Source organism: Prolixibacter denitrificans, from assembly GCF_003014495.1.
GTDB classification, from domain to species: domain Bacteria; phylum Bacteroidota; class Bacteroidia; order Bacteroidales; family Prolixibacteraceae; genus Prolixibacter; species Prolixibacter denitrificans.
The window spans coordinates 80,101-101,877 of record NZ_PYGC01000005.1; the positions used below are offsets into that span (position 1 = coordinate 80,101).

Consider the following 21,777-nt stretch of genomic DNA (forward strand, 5'->3'; position numbering starts at 1 on the left):
ACCCGCTATGTTACACAGCGGGTTTTTGCTTTTTCTGTTTATGAACAATAAATAATCAACTCGGTCAGCTGCCGTAATGGTACGTCATAACCGGCTCCTGAACGGTCTGACCGTCATAGTTGGTGTAACGGACAATGAAATTAATTGAATCGTTGCCGGCTGCTTTCAGTGTTCCCAGCTTGAAGCTGACGATTCCCGAGGTGCGGTACGCCTGCTCGTCACCACGGGCATTATGCTTCAAATCGAGCATATACGGCTGGTCTACCCCATTTCCGGTTTCATCGTTCACCAGGTTAATGTAGTGTGTTGAACCAGCGGTGTAAAAGGCAATCTTCAGGTTCAGAATACTATCCTGCGACATCCAGATATCTTTCACATTGACCGGATCGTAGCCCATACTATCAGCGGAAACCTTGGAAGCATTCGAAATGTTTTTGTAGAGAATTTCTCTTATATCGTTTACTTTTCCGTAATAGGTAAGCGAACCATCGCTATTGCTTTTGTCATCCAACGGATTGAAATTCACCCACACCCGCTGATTATTGTAAACATTGAAATAGGGAACCGATGTAGCCATCGGAACAAAGGAATCGCCGTTGTCCAGCTGAATCACGTATGAATTATCACTCGGATTCTCTTTCTGAACAACGCCCAGGCTGACGATGAAGTCGCCTACAGAGTATTTTCCGTCGTCATCCAAATCACAGGATGTAACAAACACAGCCAGGAACGATGCGCCTAGCAGCAGTGTTAAAACCTTTCTCATATTCATACTTTTCTCTCTTTATTTAGCTCAAATTGTATAAACATGATACAAAAATCGTGTCAAAGGTTGCGTTGCAAAGCTTGCTATCAGATGTTTTTTAACAAAAAAGGTCATTGCTTTACAACAACGACCTTCCGATATTTCAGATATAGGAAATTTCTATTCCGCGTGTTCCAGCAAATAAGCTTTAAATGTTTTGAACGAAGCGCCTAACGAATCAATCACACGTTCGTTGCGCAGGAAGTTCTCCAGGCGTTCGGGCATTGGGACGTTGCCCTGCCCGATGACACCTTCCACTGTTTCGGTAAATTTAGCCGGGTGAGCTGTTTCCAGGAAAATACCGGCTTCATCGGGTTGCAGGTTATCTTCCAGCGCCTGATACCCGGTCGTTCCGTGAGGGTCGAGCAAATAACCGGTCTCCTGATAAATGCGCCCTAACGTTTTGCGAATTTCTTCGTCGGTATACCGGGTTCCTGAGATATCAGCCCGGATGGCATCCACATCGTGGTTGTACAAATCGAGAATGCGGGCAAAGTTGCTCGGATCGCCCACATCCATGGCGTTAGCAATCGTAGCCACCGACGGACGTGGTTTAAATTCACCGGTTTTCAGGTATTCGAACACCACATCGTTGCGATTATTGGCTGCAATAAAACGGTGGACCGGAAGGCCCATTCGTTTGGCAAATAAGCCGGCGGTCAGGTTACCGAAGTTACCGCTAGGCACTGAGAAGACCACTTTCTTGTCCTTCTCCGGAAGACGGGCCCATGCATTAAAATAGTAGAACGCCTGCGGCAGAAAGCGGGCTACGTTGATGGAGTTGGCCGAAGTCAGCGTCAGTTGCTTCTTCAGCTCATCATCCATGAAAGCTGATTTCACCAATCGCTGGCAATCGTCAAACGTACCGTCAATCTCCAGCGCTGTGATATTGTGTCCCAACGTGGTAAACTGTTTTTCCTGAATCTCACTCACCTTCCCTTTCGGGTACAGTACGTAAACGTGAATTCCGGGTACGTTGAAAAAGCCGTTGGCTACCGCGCTGCCGGTATCTCCGGAAGTCGCCACCAACACGTTCACTCGTCCGTTTTGTTTTGCCAGGAAATAACCAAGCAAGCGGGCCATGAACCGCGCGCCAACATCTTTGAATGCCAGCGTTGGACCGTGAAAAAGTTCGAGCGAATAAATGGAATCACGCACATGCACCAGCGGCGCATCGAACGAGAGCGTATCAAACACAATCTCCTGCAAATCGGCTTCCGGAACATCTTCACCAAAGAAACGTTTCGCCACTTCGAAAGCAATTTCACGAAAAGTAAACGATTCCATCTCTTTGAAAAACCATTCCGGCAACGGAACAATACGTTCGGGCATGTACAATCCCCGATCAGGCGCGAGGCCTTCGGTTACGGCCGTGCGCAAATCAACTCTCGGTGCCTTTTTCTCTGTACTGTAATATTCCATGAGCTATTCGATTCCAAGAAATTTCTTCATAAACTGGTTGCCTTTCACCGTGCCATAACTGCCTTTGGCCGCAGCTGGTTCCGAATATTCGGTCACCCCGTCGGGCATCTCCCCCGGACGATAAATCACAAATGGAATAGCGTCACGGGTGTGTGTCCGGATTTTCCACGGAGTTGGATGATCGGGCAACAAAGCCATCGCCACCGGCTCATCCATTTTGGCCGTTTCTTCCAACAGGAAACAAACCACGCGGTTATCGAGGTATTCGATGGTTTTCACTTTCAAATCGTAATCACCTTCATGACCCGCCTCATCACTCGCTTCGATATGAAGATAGACAAAATCGTGATCACGCAACGCATCGATCGTAGCCTGTGCCTTGCCTTCGTAATTCGTATCATACAAACCGGTAGCACCGTCCACTTTGATGACATCCATTCCGGCATACACGCCAATCCCCTGAATGAGATCGACAGCCGAAATCACAGCTCCGGGACCAAGACCGTACATTTCCTGCAGGGTTTGCATTTTCGGTTTGTAACCGGGCGACCACGGCCATACCGACGTTGCCGGGTCTTTTCCTGCCTCTCTCCTTTTCCGGTTTACCGGATGATCGGCTAATATCTTTTGAGAATCCAGAATCAACTGACGAATCAACTCTGCTGTTTCTTTGCCTTCCGGCGATGAAGCTTCCGGCAATAAGCCAGCGAAAGGTTTCTCCGGCACATCGTGTGGAGGCACACATTTCACCATTTTATTTCCGCCTTTAATGACGAGCAAATGACGGTAGGAAACGCCCGGATAAAAACGAACCTTATCGGTTCCCAGTTTTTCATTCAGATAATCAATCAGCTCGGCCCCTTCTTCAGTTCCAATATGTCCGGCCGAGTGGTTCTTCAGAATATCACCTTCTACACAAACCAGGTTGCAGCGCATCGCCAAATCATCAGGCTGAAGTTCCACTCCCATGCTGGCAGCTTCCAACACGCCACGACCTTCAAAAACGGCTTCCACGTCGTAGCCGAGTACTGCCATATTCGCCACCTCGCTTCCAGGATGCAACGACTCGGGGATAGTCTTGAATAATCCGCTTTTCCCCATTTCCGCCAGCTTATCCAAATGCGGAGTTTTAGCGGCCATCAGCGGAGTGAGATTATTTTTGGAAGGATCGGGCAAATCAGCCATCCCGTCTCCAAGGATTACGATATATTTCATTCTCTTTCTAATCTATTTTCAATTCCACATTCATTATATATTCGAAACCTTGATCAAATCGGCAAATACACCGGCCGCCGTAACCGCAGCACCAGCTCCGTATCCTTTGATTTGCATAGGGAATTCGTTGTACCGTTCGCTGGTCAGCAACACAATGTTGTTACTTCCTTCCAGGTCGAAGAACGGATGGTCTGGATCGACCACGCGCAAAGCAACTTCAGCCTGACCATCCTCGAATTTACCAACAAAGCGCCAGCGTTGGTTATTAGCGACCAATTCCTTCCGGCGTTGCTCAAATTCTTCATCCATCTCGTTGATCGTTTCCCAGAATTCATCCAACGATCCGTCGAAGTATTTCTGCGGGATGAACGATTCCATCTTCACATCTTCCTTCTCAATTTCGTATCCGGATTCGCGCGCCAGAATCACCAGCTTTCTAACCACATCGATACCGCTCAAATCGATTCGCGGATCGGGTTCGGCAAAACCTTGTTCCTTCGCCATCCGGATAGCCTGACTCAACGGAATCTCTTCGCTCAGTGTATTAAAAATGAAGTTCAGTGTTCCCGAGAGCACCGCTTCGATGCGTTGAATTCGGTCACCCGAACGTTGCAGATCGTTAATCGTTGAAATCAATGGAAGGCCGGCGCCCACGTTGGTTTCGAACAGGAACTTCACGCCTTTTTTGCTGGCCGTATCTTTCAGTTTTTTATATCGTTCAAAAGACGATGATGCCGCCACTTTATTGGCCGCCACTACCGAAATGAAGTTGTCGATGATGTGGAAGTAGTGTTCAGCAATTTCCGCATTTGCCGTACAATCAACAAACACCGAGTTGAACATATTCAAATCAATCATCTTCTGGCAAAAAGCCGACATATTCGACTTCTCTTCCGAAGACTTTAGCAGATTATCTACTTCGCTTACCTGGATACCGTCGCGATCGAAATACATTTTACGTGAATTCGCCACGCCAGCCAGTTTAATTTTCAAACGATGTTCCCCCATCAAACGGGGTTGCTGTCGCTCAATCTGCTTCAGCAAATCGCGTCCAACGGTTCCAATACCGACGAGGAAAATATTCAGCTCGATGTAGGGTGACAGGAAGAACGACTCGTGCACTACGTTCAGCGTTTTCCGTAAATCCGAATGCTTCACCACCCAGGAAATATTCTGCTCGGAAGCTCCCTGGGCTATCGCGACTACATTGATTCCGTTTTTCCCAATCGTATGAAACAGTTTTCCGGCAATACCAGCCGAATGCTTCATATGCTCACCAACAATCGCCACAATGGAAAGATTCTCTTCTACCGTGATTTTATTGATTCGTCCGGAAGCAATCTCTACAGCAAATTCATTTTCGATGCCTTCCTTCGCCACTTCAGCACAGCCTGAATCAACCGCGAAGCTAATGGAGTTCTCAGAAGAAGCCTGCGAGATGAGGATCACATTGATCTCTTTCTGCGCCAAAACTCCAAAAATCCGGGAAGATATTCCGGTTACGCCAATCATACCCAGTCCCTGAACGGTTATCAGCGTGATGCCAGACATGGAAGAAATTCCCTTAATGGGCCGATCTTTCCAGTCGGCTTCTTCCAATCCAATCAGTGTACCTTCCGCTTCAGGCGCCATCGTATTTTTTATCTGAACAGGAATTCCTTTTTTGTACACCGGCAAAATGGTCGGTGGGTAAATCACCTTCGCACCAAAGTGCGACAACTCCATAGCTTCCGAATATGTCAGCGATGGAATCGGATATGCTTTACTGATGACGCGCGGATCGGCAGTCATAAAGCCATCCACGTCGGTCCAGATTTCGAGCTTTTCCGCGTCAAGTGCAGCGGCAAACAACGCCGCCGTATAATCGGAACCTCCTCGTCCGAGGGTTGTCATTACACCGTTCGATGAAGACGAGATAAAACCGGGAGCGACTGCCACATCTTTCAGGCTACTGCATTTTTCAGCAATCAATCGATAGGTTTTGTCCAAATCGACGTAAGCCCGGCCAAAATTTTCATCCGTTTTGATAACGGCAGCACTATCGATCAACTCTCCATCCAGAAATTCGCTAATCAATAAAGACGACATTCGTTCACCAAAACCGACAATTTTATCGAGGGTTTTCGGAGTCAGTTCATAAATCAGTGACACTCCTTGGAAAATTTTCTCCAGCTCTTCAAAATAAGGATGCAGTTTTGCGAGCACTCTATTCAATTGCTCGCCGGCAAAAAGTTGGCCAGCCATCTCTTCGTGCCGTGTTCGAATTGCTGATAAACCTGTTGTAAATTCTCCACCTTCGGCTGTTGTTCGAGCTGTCAGCAGCAACGTATCTGTAATGCCGCCAAGTGCCGATACCACCACGATGACAGGGGTATTTTGTCCTTTTACAATCTCGCCGATTCTCCTTACATTTTCATGCGAACCGACTGACGTTCCTCCGAATTTCAAAATCTTCATGGGCAAAATATTATGAATTATCAGCTATTCACTTGCACAAAGGTTAAAAAAAATCTGAACCGGGATTTCCCCGGTCCAGAATCACATGTATTTCTTAAGAAAAATTTATTGCTCGACCGACGAAGTTATGGCTTCCAGAATTTTTGTTTCTAGTTCTTCAGCCAACTCCGGATTGTCCTTCAGCAAGTTCTTCACGCTTTCGCGACCTTGTCCGAGTTTTGTTTCTCCGTAGCTAAACCACGAACCACTCTTCTTAATGATGTTCAAATCAACACCCAGGTCAATAATTTCACCCGTTTTCGAAATTCCTTCACCATACATGATGTCGAATTCCGCTTTGCGGAAAGGTGGAGCTACTTTGTTTTTCACCACTTTTACACGTGTGTGGTTTCCCTGTACTTCTTCGCCATCTTTAATCTGACCGATACGACGGATATCCAGACGAACGGAAGCATAGAACTTCAGCGCGTTACCACCGGTAGTTGTTTCCGGGTTACCGAACATCACGCCAATTTTCTCACGCAACTGGTTAATGAAGATACAGCAGGTTTTCGTACGACTGATATTACCCGTCAGTTTACGCAGCGCCTGCGACATCAGACGAGCCTGCAAACCAACACGTGCATCACCCATTTCACCTTCAATTTCCGCTTTCGGAGTTAATGCAGCTACTGAGTCAATTACGACCAGGTCTACCGCTCCGGAACGAATCAGGTTGTCAGCAATCTCCAATGCCTGTTCGCCGTTGTCGGGTTGCGAAATCAACAACTCATCGATGTCCACATTCAATTTGCGGGCATAGAACGGGTCAAACGCGTGCTCCGCGTCAATGATGGCGGCGATACCTCCCTGCTTTTGTGTTTCAGCAATGGCATGAATCGCCAGCGTGGTTTTACCGGATGATTCCGGCCCGTAAATTTCAATAACGCGACCTTTGGGGTAACCACCCACACCCAATGCCACATCGAGCGAGACAGAGCCTGACGGAATAGCCGGAACATCTTCATGTGCACGGTCCCCCATACGCATAATAGAGCCCTTTCCGTAACTCTTCTCAATTTTGTCCATTGTCAGCTGAAGCGCTTTCAGCTTTTCCTTGTTTACATTCTGCTGTTCTTCTTTAGCCATATAATTAAGCGTAATTTAGTTTCAGAGGTTGAGTTCTCCGGCTATTTGTTTTGTGTGTTCCTTGGTTTTCACTTTCCGGAAGATTTTCTCAATAATCCCTTCTTCATTAATAACAAATGTGGTACGCAAAACTCCCATGTAAGTCTTGCCGTACATTTTCTTCTCGCCCCAGGCACCGTAGGCCTGCAAGAGCTCTTTGTCAGGATCAGAAATTAAATTGAATTTCAATCCAAACTTATCGATAAATTTCCGGTGTGATTGTTCGGAGTCGGGACTGACTCCTACCACTTCATATCCTTTTGAAATCCAGTAATCGTAGTTGTCATTCAGGTCACAGGCTTCGGCAGTACATCCCGGCGTATTATCTTTCGGGTAAAAATACAGAATTAACTTCTTCCCTTTGAAATCATTGAGCGAAATAGTTTCACCTTCTTGGTTTTTACCTTTAAAATCAGGAGCTTTATCTCCTTCGTTTAGTTCTTTCATCGTCATAAATTTGGGCTGATTAATACAAATATACTTTAAAATAGGATCACCACATAAAACAGATTATTAAAAGTGGTGTTCAAATTGATGACCGAGTTAGCGGAAAATAACCCAAAATTTGTATTTTTAACTCACGGACATCAATCGAAAAGAGCTTTTCACTCCCAAAGAGAAAAAAAACATGAAACCAAAGCACCGGATTTTAAACGTTTTCTTTGTACTCACTTTACTCTTCATGTTGCCGTTGAATGTGTCAGCGCAACGGGAAAGAGATTTAGAGGCTAAGGCCGCTGATTATTTTCACGATCAGAATTATCAGGAAGCACTTCCGCTCTACAAAGAGTTGGTGAAGATGTATCCCGAAGATGAAGAACTCAATTACTGCTATGGAGTTTCCATGGTAGAAACTGAGCATTATGGTCCCGATGCATGGAAAGCGCTGTTAACGGCTTCTCTCGGACGGGTACCGTCTGATGTTTATTTCTATTTGGGAAAATGTTTCCATGCCGAGTCCGACTGGGATTTGGCCACAAAATACTATCAGCGTTTTGCCGATTATGGCCGGAATAAAGATTTGAAGCGGTTAGGATTACGTGAATACATGGATTTGTGTAGTCGAAAAATCAATCCGTTTAAGGCTGCCACCGCCGAGAAAAAACCGCAGAAAGACACGGTAAAACCGGTGGCAAATCAGGAAAAGCCGTCGTATGAATCATTCATCGCACTCACGGCAGAGCAAAAAAAGCACCATCCAGAACTCTTTACGGAGAATGCACAATCGGTAAAGCCCGAAAATATTGACAGCTCCAACAACGTACCGGTATCTGAAGTAACAGCAGAGCAAAAAGAAAAATACCCGCATTTGTTTGCTACCGAGAAGATCAACTCAGGAGAAGATTCCTCGAAAGAGATGACACCTCCTCCGTTTGCGCTACAGAAAAAAACATTCTCGCCACCTGCAGGATTGGATAACGCCTGGTTCAATTTCCAGGTGAACAGCCGTATCAAATACCATGAGCTGAAGGATTTCCGCACCCAGAAAGGAAAATCGATTTTCGCCAAAGGTTGGATTGCCAGTATCCGGCAAGACTCGTTGGCAGCAGCAACCCACCATTTGCGTAAAGAATACGAAGGTCAGGACCCGAAAGATAATGCCGCGCTGGCACAAAAAATTCTCGAGGCCGAGCAGCTTTCCTACAAATTAATGAGGGAAAGAGAAGATTACTTCCGCCAGGCCCGGCAAGCCGAGCAACAATACTGGGATGGTCAACCCGATAATGAAATTCAGCAATTTGCTGACACGCTTCAGAAAAAGCAGGCACAACATGTAAAAGAGCGGCAGGAAGCGTTAGCCGCCGAACAGCCGGCTCCTGCAGCAAAGCCTAAACCGGTTGTCAAAAAGCCGGTTGTTACTCCACCCGCTGATCAAATAGAATACAGGGTTCAAATCGGTTCCTTCAGCAAAGGATTGCCGGCCTATATTCAGCGGTTGTACGACAAACTTTCAAAATTCAGGAAAATAGACCACTATACCGATGATAAAGGAATCGTTGTTTATACCGTAGGAAAACTCAGCGATTACCACGATGCGGTCAACCTGAAAAAACAACTTCGGCAGGAAGGTGCCAGTGATGCATTTGTTGTTGCGTATAAGAACGGGGAAAGGATTAAAGTGACTGAAGCGCTGAAAATTCAGAAGGGTAAATAAATGTTTTTATTAACCAATGTCCTTTCTTTCCGTGAAATTTGGAAATTGTTACTAATTTTAATGGAAAGTAACCTGCGCAAGGTTCAGCATGTAAAACAGCAATTCCGCATGGGAACACAGAAGAAAAAACAACATAGTGCAACAGAAGAGGTCGAGAAGGAAAAAAGATATTCGTTGTTTCTTCATAACGATGATTTCCATTCGTTCGATTACGTGATTGATGCGTTGATGGATATTTGTCACCACAGCACGCAACAGGCTACGCAGTGTACTTATCTCGTTCACTTTAAAGGCAAGTGCGACATAAAGCAAGGCTCCATGGAATATCTCAGACCTATGCGTCAGGCCCTGTCGGGAAGAAGCCTAAAGGCAACAATTAAATAAGCAATCAATTAATTATTCACCTACTTTCATACTCTAATGACTATTCTGATCATACTGCTCCTCATCTTTCTGGGAATCGTTTTGTTACTTCTCGAATTTGCTGTTATTCCCGGAATCACCATCGCAGGAATTGGAGGTATGGTGCTATTCGGTTACAGTATCTACCTGGCATTTGATACCTATGGCGTAGCCGCCGGAATAGGGACACTGCTTTTCATTATCATCCTCGTTCCGATATTGATGTTCAGGATTCTGAAAGGAAGACTCGGGGACAAAATGTCCTTGAAATCGACCATTATCGGCAAAACCAATTTGATTGAAGACACCCGTTTCCATGCAGGCGACAAAGGAGTCACGGTTACCCGGCTTGGACCTATCGGGAAGGTGGAATTTGACGGACAGGTAATGGAGGGGAAATCAATCGGCCCCATGCTGGATGCCGGCACCGAAGTTGAAATTGTAAAAGTTTTAAAGAATCAAATAATCGTTAAACCTATAAAAAAAGAAGAGTTATGATTCCAGGTACCGTGGGAATAATTGTCGGGATAGTCGTCCTGCTGATTATCTTCCTTTATTTTATACCGATTGGACTTTGGTTTTCAGCCATCGTATCAGGGGTAAGAATTTCTTTGATGCAACTATTCCTGATGCGCTTCCGTAAAGTTCCTCCGGGTGTGATTACCCGGGCGATGATTGAAGCGCATAAAGCAGGTTTGGGAGGAATCAAACGTGATTTACTCGAAGCTCACTACCTTGCCGGCGGACATGTTGCCAGCGTTGTACATGCACTGGTTTCTGCTGAAAAAGCAAACATCGATCTACCGTTTAATATGGCCACTGCTATCGACCTGGCAGGTCGTGACGTATTCGAAGCTGTTCAAATGTCGGTTAACCCGAAAGTAATCGATACTCCGCCGGTAACAGCCGTATCAAAAGACGGTATTCAGCTGATTTGTAAAGCCCGTGTAACCGTACGTGCTGCCATCAAACAGTTGGTGGGTGGAGCAGGTGAAGAAACCGTTCTCGCACGTGTTGGCGAAGGTATTGTATCGTCTATCGGTTCATCCTTCTCACACAAAGAGGTACTGGAAAATCCGGACTCCATTTCACGTGTCGTGTTGGAAAAAGGACTTGACGCCGGTACTGCTTTTGAGATTCTGTCAATCGATATTGCTGATATTGACATCGGTAAAAACATCGGTGCTGTTCTGCAGATGGACCAGGCTGAAGCTGATAAAAATATTGCACAGGCGAAAGCTGAGGAACGCCGGGCCATGGCCGTTGCACTCGAACAGGAGATGCGTGCCAAAGCTCAGGAAGCCCGCGCCAAGGTTATCGAAGCAGAGGTTCAGGTACCACTGGCTATTTCAGAAGCCTTCAAAAACGGAAACCTCGGCATTATGGACTACATGAAATATAAGAACATCAATGCCGACACCGCTATGCGCGATTCGATTGCCAGAGATGAAAACAGCAGTTCATCTTCCGACAACAGTCAATCAGAATAATAAAGTCTATTCATACCTAAAGAAGAAGGAACGAAATATTTCGTTCCTTTTTTATGCGCATCACTTTTTTCGCAAAACCTCAACCTCGCAATCGTTTGCGAAATATTTTTAACATTGCCTTAATGAAATTTAGTGTTTTAGAACATACATTTGTCATGTGATTTTTATTCATAGGTTTGGATTTAGTTAGTTTTTATTGGTTTAGTTAGTTTTAGTTAGGTTGGAAAAGGATAGATGCCCGTCTATCCTTTTTTTATTGTCAAAATCATTGCAAACTAACCAATTACAAAACCCTCCTTCTCTTTTTCCTATGTCGGAAAGGGTGAGAAAGAAAGCCGAAAAAGAAGCGTTCCAAAACGATCATCTTTTTCATATTCTTTTAAAAGTAGCTTAACACAGAAACATGTTTTTCAGCATATATTTGTAATAGATTTTTATTCATAGGTTTGGATTTAGTTAGTTTTATTGGTTTAGTTAGGTTGGAAAGGATAGATGCCCGTCTATCCTTTTTCTTTTGCCTAAATTTTTCTGCCGACACCCACCTGTGAAAAATGGAAGATTTAAAAACAACTTGAAATATTGAATTGGATGGAAGAGATAATTGGTATGACTTATTATCGATTTAATCTTCTTTTAAAAGTGACTTAACACAAAAACATGCTTTTCAGCATATCTTTGTAGTAGATTTTTTATTCATAGGTTTGGATTTAGTTAGTTTTATTGGTTTAGTTAGGTTGGAAAGGATAGATGCCCGTCTATCCTTTTTCTTTTGCCTAAACTTTCCGGCGAGCCCGACATTACAATTCAAACCTAAAAATGCTCTTCACATTTCATAGAAATGTTGTCCAACGCAAGCAAAGGAAGCTTCCCTGCAGGAAAAATATTTCGACAATGTCTTTAATTTTTAAGAGATGCTTAACACTGAAACATGTTTTTCAGCATATATTCGCACCGATTTTTCAAGCATAGGTTTGGAATTAGTTAGTTTTATGGATTAGTTAGTTTAGTTAGGTTGGAAAAGGATAGATCTCATCTATCCTTTTTTTTCATTAACAACATCAAGCCACATTGTGTCGCAAAAACACGAGCTGGCAAAGTGATGATTCCTGAATTGTAAGATTACTTCAAATCTTTTTAAAATATTTTTAAAAGTGGCTTAACACAAAAACATGTTTTTCAGCATATCTTTGTAGTAGATTTTTTATTCATAGGTTTGGATTTAGTTAGTTTTATTGATTTAGTTAGGTTGGAAAGGATAGATGCCCGTCTATCCTTTTTTTATGTCCAAAATTTTGGAACGACTCAGAATGAGCTCAACTCTATTCAGCTGATTCAGGGCGAAAACGAACAATTCGACGAATCATTCCCCGGAAAATAAAAAAGTGAAAAGGTTTACTCAAATACCAGTATAAACGTCCAAACAATCCTCTCGGACGAAAAGTGGCCACCTGATAAAGCCAGGTATGTTCGTTTCCGCGAACCATCTTAAATTCCAGCCAAGCCTCGCCGGGCAGTTTCATTTCAGCAAAGAGCAATAATCGTCCCTCCTCTTTATCGGCATACAAAACCCGCCAAAAATCCAGCGCATCGCCGTTTTTTATCTCGTTAGGAAGTCTCCGCCCACGTCGTAAACCGACACCTCCAACCAGCTTATCGAGCAGTCCGCGTAATCTCCAAAGCCAGTTAGCGTAATACCAGCCCCGCTCGCCACCAATTGACCAAATATTTTCAATTGCTGCCTTTTCTGATACATCTACTTTTTTTCTTTTTACATCTTTAAAACAACCAAAACGAGGTACCTCAATGTGCCTTGACAGGTTCCCCTTCAGACGGCCGCTTGCCAAAGCGTCCTTCCAACTCGAAATCACCATGTTCTGCTCAATCCGGTCGTAAGCCAGGTTCACGGCTTCTCGAAAGGCGATAGGTTGATGCCCGAGCATTTCTGACAATCGATTATCCTTACACACAACTTCCACTTTCATGCTGTCGACCAGATTAACGGCCAATTTGTATGATGTAGCCGTGACAAAATAAAGCCAATAGGATGACAAACGGGGCGTCATAACCGGAACGGTAACAATGTATCGTTTCAGTCCTCGTGCCCTGGCAAACTGAATCATCATTTCCCGGTAGGTAAGAATTTCCGGACCGCCAATATCAAAACGTTGATCGAAAAAACGCTCATCCAGCAAAACATGCGTCAGGTAATAAATAACGTCGCGAATGGCAATCGGCTGAGATTTGGTCAGTACCCACCGCGGCGTTAACATGAAAGGAAGTTTCTCAACCAAATCGCGCATAATCTCAAACGAGGCACTTCCCGACCCCACAATAATTCCTGCTTGTAAAATGGTTGTATGATAGTCGCCTCCCGCCAGAATATCTCCGACTTTTTGCCTCGATTGCAAATGTTTCGAAAGCTTTTTATCGTTACTGATACCGCCAAGATAAATGACCTGTCGAACACCGATTTCTTCTGCGAACTTCCGAAAATTCATTGCGGTTTGAGCTTCCAGCACATCAAACGAATCGATGGACGAAGACATGGAATGTATCAGGTAATAGGCCACATCAATCCCGGTAGGGAATTGCTCTACTGATTGAATACACAGAAAATCAATTTCCAGAACAGTAAGTTGATCCGAAGGCAGATTATTTGTTGTGAAGCGTTGTTTATCGCGTACACAGCAAACCACTTCATGTCCCTGTTCCAACAAAACCGGGAGAAGTCTTTTCCCAATATACCCTGTAGCACCAGTAAGTAATATCTTCACGTTAATAGCTATTTTATTCAGTAAGTAGCAAAAACAACGTCAACCATTTATTAAACGTAAAATACCTGACGAAAGATTAATAAAAGAAGAAATCCGCGCCACCTCAACTAACAGTTGCACTTCAATAGAAAAGCGAAAGTATCAGTGTTATGCAGAAATTAACTCCATACTACATTGATATGACAGCTAGTATTCTGCTAACAATAACCTTTCGTTTTGTTCACCATACCGTCATATCGCCTTAACAGCCAAATCGCTGAACATGACTTAATTGCCATATGCGAATTTTGATTAAAACGTATGACTAAACGAAGAAAAGTTGATCTGGTGGTTCTGTCCGACATTCACCTTGGAACCGGCGGAAGCCACGCTGTCGAATTGCTGAAATACCTTAAAAGCATTCGTCCCAAAACCTTAATTCTGAACGGTGACATCATCGACATCTGGCAGTTCAGGAAACGTTATTTCCCAAAATCACACTTGAAAGTAATTAAGCATCTGCTGGGAATGGCGTCCAAGCGAACCACCGTGTATTACATTACCGGGAACCACGACGAGATGTTCCGTCGTTTCAGCGGACTGAAAATTGGCAAGCTGAAAATTGTCAACCAACTGGAGCTGGACCTGGACGGGAACCGCAGCTGGTTTTTCCACGGCGATGTTTTCGATGTGGTAATGCAATATTCCAAATGGCTGGCCAAACTCGGAGCAATCGGATACGATACCTTGATTTGGCTAAATACAAAAGTCAACTGGATCAACCGTCAATTCGGATTTGAACCCGTTTCCTTCTCAAAAAAGGTGAAAAACTCGGTGAAAGGTGCGGTTAAATACATTAACTCTTTCGAAGACACGGCTGCATCGTTAGGTGCGCGGAAAGGATACAAAAACATCGTCTGCGGCCACATTCACCACCCCGAAATCAAAGAACTGGAATTCCCGCAAGGAAATATCACTTACCTGAATTCCGGCGACTGGATTGAAAACCTCACCAGCCTGGAGTACAACGATGGCGAGTGGAAGATTTTCAGTTTCCGTGACGACTTCGTGGAGGAAGACGGCTTTACTCCAAATGAGCGGGAACAGCTAGTCGATTTCGACCCGAAAGAATTATTCCAGATTCTGTTAAACGAATTTCAAGCGGAAGCGTGAAAGTTCTCTACGCCATACAAGGAACCGGAAACGGCCATTTGAGCCGGGCACGGGACATTATTCCGGTAATCGAAGAATATGCTCAGCTCGACATCCTGGTCAGCGGAACGCAAGCTGAAGTAGAGTTGGGACATCCGGTTAAATACCGGAAAAAAGGACTGGGCTTTGTCTTCGGTAAAAACGGAGGAATCGATATCCTGAGCACTTATCGCGATGCCGACATTTCAAGCCTGATGAAGGAGATTAACACCCTTCCGGTAGAAAACTATGACCTGGTCATTAACGATTTCGAACCAGTTTCGGCATGGGCTTGTCGCCGAAAAAAAGTGCCGTGCATTTCCCTTAGTCACCAGGCTTCGTTGCTGAGCAAGAAAGTGCCCCGTCCGAAAAAGAAAGATCCCGTAGCTACTTTCCTCCTGGAAAACTACGCTCCGACCGATTTCCAGCTGAGTTTTCACTTTGCTTCGTACGATGAAAATATCTTCACTCCCGTTATCCGTAAGCAAGTCCGGAACACTGAGCCTGACGACAAAGGACACTATACGGTGTATCTTCCGGCATTCGAAGACAAGAAGCTGATAAAAAAGCTTTCGGCATTTAGTGACACCCGTTGGGAAATTTTTTCGAAGCATACCCGGTCCACTTATCAGAAGGAAAACATCACAGTTCGCCCTGTTTCGAACGAGGCATTTCTGAAAAGCATGGCTGAATCGACAGGCGTACTTTGCGGAGCCGGTTTTGAGACTCCGGCAGAAGCCTTATTCCTGGACAAGAAATTGATGGTAGTTCCCATGAAAGGTCAGTATGAACAGCAATGCAATGCAGCTGCACTGAGACAGATGGGTGTACCTGTTATCAAAAATCTAAAAGAAAAGAATCTGCCGAAGATTGGTGAATGGTTAACGAATGGCAAGCCCATTCCGGTTTTCTACCCCGACCAAACGCGGACTATCGTGAAGCAGATATTCGAAGAATACATCTGGATGCTCAAAGATAACGAGCCCGAAAACAATTTACTGATTAGAGAATATTATCGCACCAACACACCCGAATATGAAACAACCGAATAGCCGACTTAATTGAGACGAAGCAACACACACAGTCCCTCCTATTTATTTATCAAATAACAGTAATCCATTTTCCCGTACAAAAGCTGCCCGGAATCTCCCTCCGGGCACTTTTACATCCGACTGTTTCCTGCCAAAGGAATTGTGAAGTAAAAAACCGAACCTTTTTCCGGAACCGATTCCACACCAATTTGTCCGCCCATCAGTTGTACCAGGCTTTCGGCTATGCTAAGGCCTAATCCGGTTCCCGCGATAGCTTGCTTCTGGGCGCTCACGGTCCGGTAAAAGCGTTCGAAAATCTTTTTCTGATCTTCTTTTCGAATGCCCATTCCCGTATCGCGGACGAAAAAGCGTGCCTCGCTTTCCTCGATGGCGTAGCCTATTTCAATCGTTCCTTCCCGGGTATATTTGATGGCGTTAGAGAGGAAGCTTGACATGACCTGCCGGATCTTCTCACGATCAGCAGTCAAACGCTCCTGCCCGACTGTATTTGGAAGTCTTTTAAGCAGAGCTATGGGCTTACTCCTCACTTCGCGACGGAACGATAGGTGCAAGTCTTCCAGGAGCTCGGATGGGCAAAAATCTGTTTCTTTCAACGGAATTGCTTCCGTATCCAGGCGGGAGACAGCCATCACATCGTCGATAATGTTCAGCAAATGGTCTGCATTTGAATTGATAATACGAACAAACTGTCCACGTTCTTCCGAGTCGATATGCTCCTCCAGCAAATTGGTAAAACCAACAATAGCGTTCATCGGCGTTCTGATTTCGTGGCTAATATTAGCCAGGAAAGCCGATTTCAGCTTATCTCCTTCCTCTGCCTGCTCCTTTGCTTTCACTAGCGCTCTTTCCATTTGCTTGTACTCGGTAATATCGGTCACAACACCTTTAAGGCGGGTAAGTACGCCATTTTCGAACAACGGAACGATACGATTATTTAACCACCGGTATTGGCCTCCCGGAAGAACGATTCGCACCTCTTCCTCAATCATCTGCTTCTCAATCTTCAGTCGCTCAAAGGTTTTCTTCACCAAGTAGTGATCGTCTGGCAATAATCGATCGAGGAATTCACGGTAGGATACCCCGTCTTCTCTCGAATCCATTCCAAATATGCTGTTGCAGTTTTCCGACACATGTAAGGTCTCGTTAACCAAATCGTACTCCCAGTCCCCCATCCGGGCAATTTCCTGTGCCTCTCTAAGCGATGCCTCACTTTTCTTCAGCTCGTTCTCAGCCCGCTTCTTATCGGTCACATCTTCCATGATAACGATGTACTGAGTAATTTCACCGGCATCGTTGGTAATGGGCGATATTGTTACGTTTTCCCAATAAAAGCTGCCGTTCTTTTTACGGTTCAAAAACTCACCTTTCCACTCCTTCCCCTGTCTTAAAGAAGAGAGCATTGCATGGAAATCTTCTTCCGGAAGGTGCCCCGGATTCATAATTCTCGGACTTCGGCCCTTAACATCTTCCAACGAATATCCGGTTAAGGCCGAAAAACGAGGATTGACATACTGTATCAGACCATCGGCACCGGTAATCACAAAGGAAGCCGGACTCTGCTCGACCGCAACACTTAAGGTCATCAACATCTCCTCAGCCTTTTTGCGGGGCGTAACATCGTGCACAATGGCGTGCACCATAGGTTTACCACGAAGAATAATAGGGCCGCTAAATACCTCCACATCACAGGTGGAATGATCCGCTTTCCGGTGCTTAAACTCGTAGTGATTATGCGTTGAATAATCGACCTGATGCAACCGGTCTCTTATTTCGTTGGGGGAAAGTGTATTGATATCCGCAATATTCATCGAAGTGAGCTCTTCGTATGTCCATCCATAGAACTCGACTGCCGCATGATTGGCATCGACGATATTTCCGTTGTTCTTGTCAATCAAAAACATAACTGCATGATTATTACTGAACAGAGTACGATAACGCTCCTCGCTTTCATGCAAAGCTTTCAGCGCTTTATTTCGTTCGGTCACATCAGTTGCCAGAACCAAACGCGCGGGGCGGCCATTAAAAGTGAGGCGATGAGAACTGATCGCAACGCTAATAATTTCCCCGTTTTTCTTTTTGTGTCGCCACTCTCCGGCCCAGTCGAAGTCGTCCTCATGTCTTCCCAAATCGACCATCAACTGTGGAACATCTTTTTGCGGACGGATATCTTGTATCGTCATCGACAGAAATTCTGCCCGTGAGTATTTATAATGTCTTACAGCGGCATTATTTACTTCAATAAAACGGTAGGTCTCCAGGTCATAAATCCACATGGGATGCGGATTATTCTGAAACAGGTATTTATACTTTTGCTTACTCTCGACGAGTGCATTTTCCGCTTTCTTCTGTTCCGTGATATCTTCTACGCTGGCCCAAATATATTTAACCCCTTTTTCGATCATAATCTGACCTTTGAGCCTCACAGGCACGTGATGCCCGTCTTTGTGGATATATTCCTTCTCATATGGTCCGAAGTGCCCCAGATGAGAAAGACTATTCAGCTGCTCCTCTTCATCTTCACGGTACACCGAGGGCGTCAGTTCCCAATAGGTCAATTGCAACGCTTCCTCCCGCGTATAACCGATAATCCCGAGCATGGCCGGATTCATATCAACCAGTCTTCCGTCGAGCGTCGTCAACATCAGGCCAATCGAAGTCAGATTAAACAGGTTACGATTGTACTTCTGACTCTCCTTAAACTTCTCTTCCGCTTCCTTTCGTTCCGTGATATCCATCACGATGCCCTCGAGGGCAATCAACTCGCCGTCGCCGTTGTAAATTCCACTTCCCTGCTCCCAAACCCATTTAACCTTTCCATCAGCCGAACGAATTTGATATTCCCTCCGGAAAACACTGTTCTCTTCGATAGCCTTTTGCCAATCGCTTTCTAACGATTCCCTGTATTCTTCAAGGATTAATTCCTTAAACGATACAACCCGGTTATCCAGCAGCTCTTCCGGTTGGTATCCAGTCAGGTTCACACATCCCGGACTCACATATTTCATAGTCCAGTCAGCGTTGTTGAGGCAACGATAAATCAAGCCGGGAACATGACCAAGAAGAGAAGAATACAACCGAATATTATCCAGTGCAGAAATATCCGGTGGTGAGGCGGCTTCATCAGCAATCTGCTGGTTTCCACGCTCATTCGATGATTTTTCAACTGTCCGATCAACCAACAGAGCCAACACCGGAGCCATCTTATTCAATTGCTGAAAACTATCGTCTTCGATAGTAGCATCGTCGGGAATGCCCCAAAACAAGAGCATTCCATTCAAACCATTCCCGGCCAGAATGGGAAGACACAATGCCGGAAACACTTCCTCCGGAAGCGCCACTCCATCCGAAGTCGCGTTTTCCTTCGAAGAGATTATCCGGGGCTTTCGATGGTTGCTCCATTGATGTATGACCGGGAACCAATCAGGAACGTTGTTATCTGGCGCGATAACAGAAAGGTTGGAAAAAACAATGTCAAATTCTTTCCCCCCGGAACGGGATAAAACCGATATAGCCCGGGCGTTTGCTAAATTCTGAAGAAAAGATAATAACGACATCGAGAAAGAACCGTCTCTCGAAATAATTGCCAGAAAATCATCAAAGGCCTTTTCAGCAATATCGCTGTCGTTTTGCATCAGGTCAGCTTCCGGGGTTACGTTTTTCATCATCATGAAACAAGCGTCCAGGTTAGCAGGTTAAAGTTGGTAAGTTAATTAAAATCTTTATGTTGTCGAAAAAAAAAATCATTCCATATCTATGCTGTTCAACGGAACAGCTAATTTGGGATGACGAGCAACATATAAAAAAGGTTACTTTTCAGCAGCCAGTCGCTGATAAACTCCGTTCGTCCATCCAAAACCGTCCTGATTGGGATATTCGCCACCACCACCGGGCACTTCCGGATTGACCACATTGTATTTCTCTTCCATGCGGTGATACTTGTGATAAACTTCCTCGTTCACCTTCATCCAGCGTTGTTTGATTTCGTTCGCCAATGCGTTAAAATCATAATTGCGGAGTCCCTGAATGGTCATCCACTGCAGTGGTGCCCAGCCGTTGGGTGAATCCCATTGCTGACCGGTATTATAGGGTGTCGTGGCCACTCCACCTGCCTTCAGCAACTCGTCCTCAACCATTTCCTTTATTCCGGCAGCCTGTTCGGCGGAAGCCATGTGGAAGAAAAGAGGATAAACAGCGGCCAGCGAAACAATGCCTGTCTGTTTTCCCGTGGTATAATCGTAGTCGAAATAGTATCCTTTATCAGCATTCCAGCAATAGCGGTTCAATGCCTCCAGCCGATTCTGTGCTTTTTGCTCATACCGGGCAAAGGAAGTTGAATCGCCCTTCAGCTTGTAAGCGTAAGCAATGGTCTTTTCCATGTTGTACATCAACGCATTCAGATCGACCGGAACAATGTCTGTAGTATGCATGGTATACAAAGGAAAACTGCCATCAGGAGCTTCTTTCAGCCAACGGCTCGAGAAGTCCCATCCCGATTCAGCAGCCGATCGAATATCGCGGTACATTTTCAATGTATCCAGTGATGGATTAAGAGCCAATGCTTTTTTTACCGTCTGAACGTCTTCGCGATAAGCTTCCGAACGAGGAAAATCCCCTTTATCATAATACCTGTTCAACAAAGTTCCGCCATCCATCCGAACGACATGCCCACAAGCGGACTTGGCATCGTTAACATTATTGGCTCCGTGCATCCAAAACCGATATTCTTCAACCATGTAAGGCAAATAGTGCACATACACTGAGTCATCCTTTTTTAATCGTGCCAACAGGCTTACCATCAATGCGAAGAAAGGTGGTTGCGACCGGGTGAGATAATACGTCCGGTTACCGTTCGGGATAAACCCAATGGTATCAATCAGGTAAGCAAAGTTATCAATCATCGAGTTAATGATATCAACCCGACCATCGGTTGCCAGTCCCAACATGGTAAAATAGCTATCCCAATAGTACACTTCGCGGAAACGTCCGCCGGGCACTACATACATGTTAGGCAACGGAATAAGTGTTCCTGAATGGGCCACATCGGGTTGCCGCAACAATACCGACCACAGATTCCGGATATGTTCACGTATAGGCAATGTGTCTGGACTACTGATTGGATGATAGGTTGGGATAATGAAGTGCTTCTCCAAGAACTGCTTGAGCACTTTAGTATCATCCTTATCAGCAACCGTTTCATAGGCTTTTCGAATCTCCGCCGGAGATTCCTTCGGAACACAATCGACGAAAGTTTTACTGTCGGGGAAGATGTCGGACTTTTGTACATCGTAAAATAATTGCCCATAAAGGGCCTGAGGCGTGCCAACATCGACGGGTTGAGGAGTTTGTTTCTGACAACTGGTTGCGGACGCAACCAATAGGGTTAACAACAGCCAGAAAAACGGTCGGTGGATTGCCTGCCGGAAAGCATAAGAATTTTTCATATTCTCTATTTTACTCCTAAATTGCCTTGTACCTACCCCACGTCGGGATAGTTTACCAAATTAATGATAACAGAACATTTGGGTAACCAGGTACGTTTGTTTCCTTAATCCAAAGCTTCCGGCAAAACTTTGTTTGCTCCTACAATACATCCTACCAGAAACTTCTGAACCAAAAATACGACATCTCAAGCAAAAAAAACAGCAGCAAGTAGAATTTCCAATGGCTC

15 protein-coding genes are annotated in these 21,777 nt (G+C 45.0%); 6 read left to right on the forward strand and 9 right to left on the reverse strand.

What is annotated here, in order from left to right; translation table 11 throughout:
- Positions 1-64 precede the first annotated feature (64 nt).
- The 6 genes from CLV93_RS11170 to bcp all read right to left on the reverse strand — a co-directional run bounded on the left by CLV93_RS11170 (position 65) and on the right by bcp (position 7,513).
- Complete coding sequence (locus tag CLV93_RS11170) at positions 65-766, reverse strand: NigD1/NigD2 family lipoprotein (RefSeq protein ID WP_170108924.1); 702 nt, start codon at positions 764-766, stop codon at positions 65-67.
- Between the two features lie 159 nt (positions 767-925).
- Positions 926-2,227, reverse strand: a complete 1,302-nt coding sequence (thrC, locus tag CLV93_RS11175) for a threonine synthase (RefSeq protein ID WP_106542290.1) — start codon at positions 2,225-2,227, stop codon at positions 926-928.
- A 3-nt stretch (positions 2,228-2,230) separates the two neighbouring features.
- On the reverse strand, positions 2,231-3,442 hold the full coding sequence (locus CLV93_RS11180) for a cofactor-independent phosphoglycerate mutase (protein ID WP_106542291.1): 1,212 nt from the start codon (positions 3,440-3,442) through the stop codon (positions 2,231-2,233).
- A gap of 33 nt (positions 3,443-3,475) precedes the next feature.
- Positions 3,476-5,899, reverse strand: coding sequence for a bifunctional aspartate kinase/homoserine dehydrogenase I (thrA, locus tag CLV93_RS11185; RefSeq protein WP_106542292.1), 2,424 nt, complete (start codon positions 5,897-5,899; stop codon positions 3,476-3,478).
- 105 nt (positions 5,900-6,004) lie between these two features.
- Positions 6,005-7,027 carry a recombinase RecA gene (recA, locus tag CLV93_RS11190; RefSeq protein ID WP_106542293.1) on the reverse strand — a complete coding sequence of 341 codons (1,023 nt, stop codon included), beginning with the start codon at positions 7,025-7,027 and terminating at the stop codon, positions 6,005-6,007.
- A 21-nt stretch (positions 7,028-7,048) separates the two neighbouring features.
- The gene (bcp, locus tag CLV93_RS11195; protein WP_106542294.1) at positions 7,049-7,513 is read right to left on the reverse strand and encodes a thioredoxin-dependent thiol peroxidase; all 465 of its coding nucleotides are present in this window, start codon (positions 7,511-7,513) and stop codon (positions 7,049-7,051) included.
- 181 nt (positions 7,514-7,694) lie between these two features.
- Between bcp and CLV93_RS11200 the strand changes: the two genes are divergently transcribed.
- From CLV93_RS11200 to floA, 4 genes are read left to right on the forward strand one after another with little or no spacing between them, the layout of a single operon-like run.
- Positions 7,695-9,221 (forward strand): SPOR domain-containing protein, encoded by a 1,527-nt coding sequence (locus CLV93_RS11200; RefSeq protein ID WP_106542295.1) that lies wholly within the window; start codon positions 7,695-7,697, stop codon positions 9,219-9,221.
- Between the two features lie 60 nt (positions 9,222-9,281).
- Entirely contained in the window at positions 9,282-9,605 is a 324-nt protein-coding gene (locus CLV93_RS11205; protein ID WP_246187222.1) for an ATP-dependent Clp protease adaptor ClpS, read from the forward strand.
- Between the two features lie 36 nt (positions 9,606-9,641).
- On the forward strand, positions 9,642-10,121 hold the full coding sequence (locus CLV93_RS11210; RefSeq protein ID WP_106542296.1) for an NfeD family protein: 480 nt from the start codon (positions 9,642-9,644) through the stop codon (positions 10,119-10,121).
- Positions 10,118-11,113: a flotillin-like protein FloA gene (floA, locus tag CLV93_RS11215; protein WP_106542297.1), complete on the forward strand. Its 996-nt coding sequence runs from the start codon at positions 10,118-10,120 to the stop codon at positions 11,111-11,113. The genes CLV93_RS11210 and floA overlap by 4 nt, the downstream gene beginning before the upstream one ends.
- Before the next feature lie 1,319 nt (positions 11,114-12,432).
- On the opposite strand, the gene CLV93_RS11220 is transcribed toward floA, so the two are convergent.
- Positions 12,433-13,887, reverse strand: a complete 1,455-nt coding sequence (locus tag CLV93_RS11220; RefSeq protein WP_106542298.1) for an SDR family oxidoreductase — start codon at positions 13,885-13,887, stop codon at positions 12,433-12,435.
- Between the two features lie 300 nt (positions 13,888-14,187).
- Between CLV93_RS11220 and CLV93_RS11225 the strand changes: the two genes are divergently transcribed.
- A complete protein-coding gene (locus tag CLV93_RS11225; protein WP_106542299.1) occupies positions 14,188-15,039 on the forward strand; it encodes a UDP-2,3-diacylglucosamine diphosphatase in 852 nt (283 codons plus the stop codon).
- The gene (locus CLV93_RS11230; RefSeq protein WP_106542300.1) at positions 15,036-16,109 is read left to right on the forward strand and encodes a glycosyltransferase family protein; all 1,074 of its coding nucleotides are present in this window, start codon (positions 15,036-15,038) and stop codon (positions 16,107-16,109) included. Before CLV93_RS11225 ends, CLV93_RS11230 begins: the two co-directional genes overlap by 4 nt.
- Before the next feature lie 110 nt (positions 16,110-16,219).
- Here CLV93_RS11230 and CLV93_RS11235 read toward each other — a convergent pair whose 3' ends face one another.
- Positions 16,220-19,777, reverse strand: a complete 3,558-nt coding sequence (locus tag CLV93_RS11235; RefSeq protein ID WP_106542301.1) for a sensor histidine kinase — start codon at positions 19,775-19,777, stop codon at positions 16,220-16,222.
- Between the two features lie 138 nt (positions 19,778-19,915).
- Positions 19,916-21,550, reverse strand: coding sequence for an alpha,alpha-trehalase TreF (gene treF, locus CLV93_RS11240; protein WP_106542302.1), 1,635 nt, complete (start codon positions 21,548-21,550; stop codon positions 19,916-19,918).
- Between the last annotated feature and the right edge of the window lie 227 nt (positions 21,551-21,777).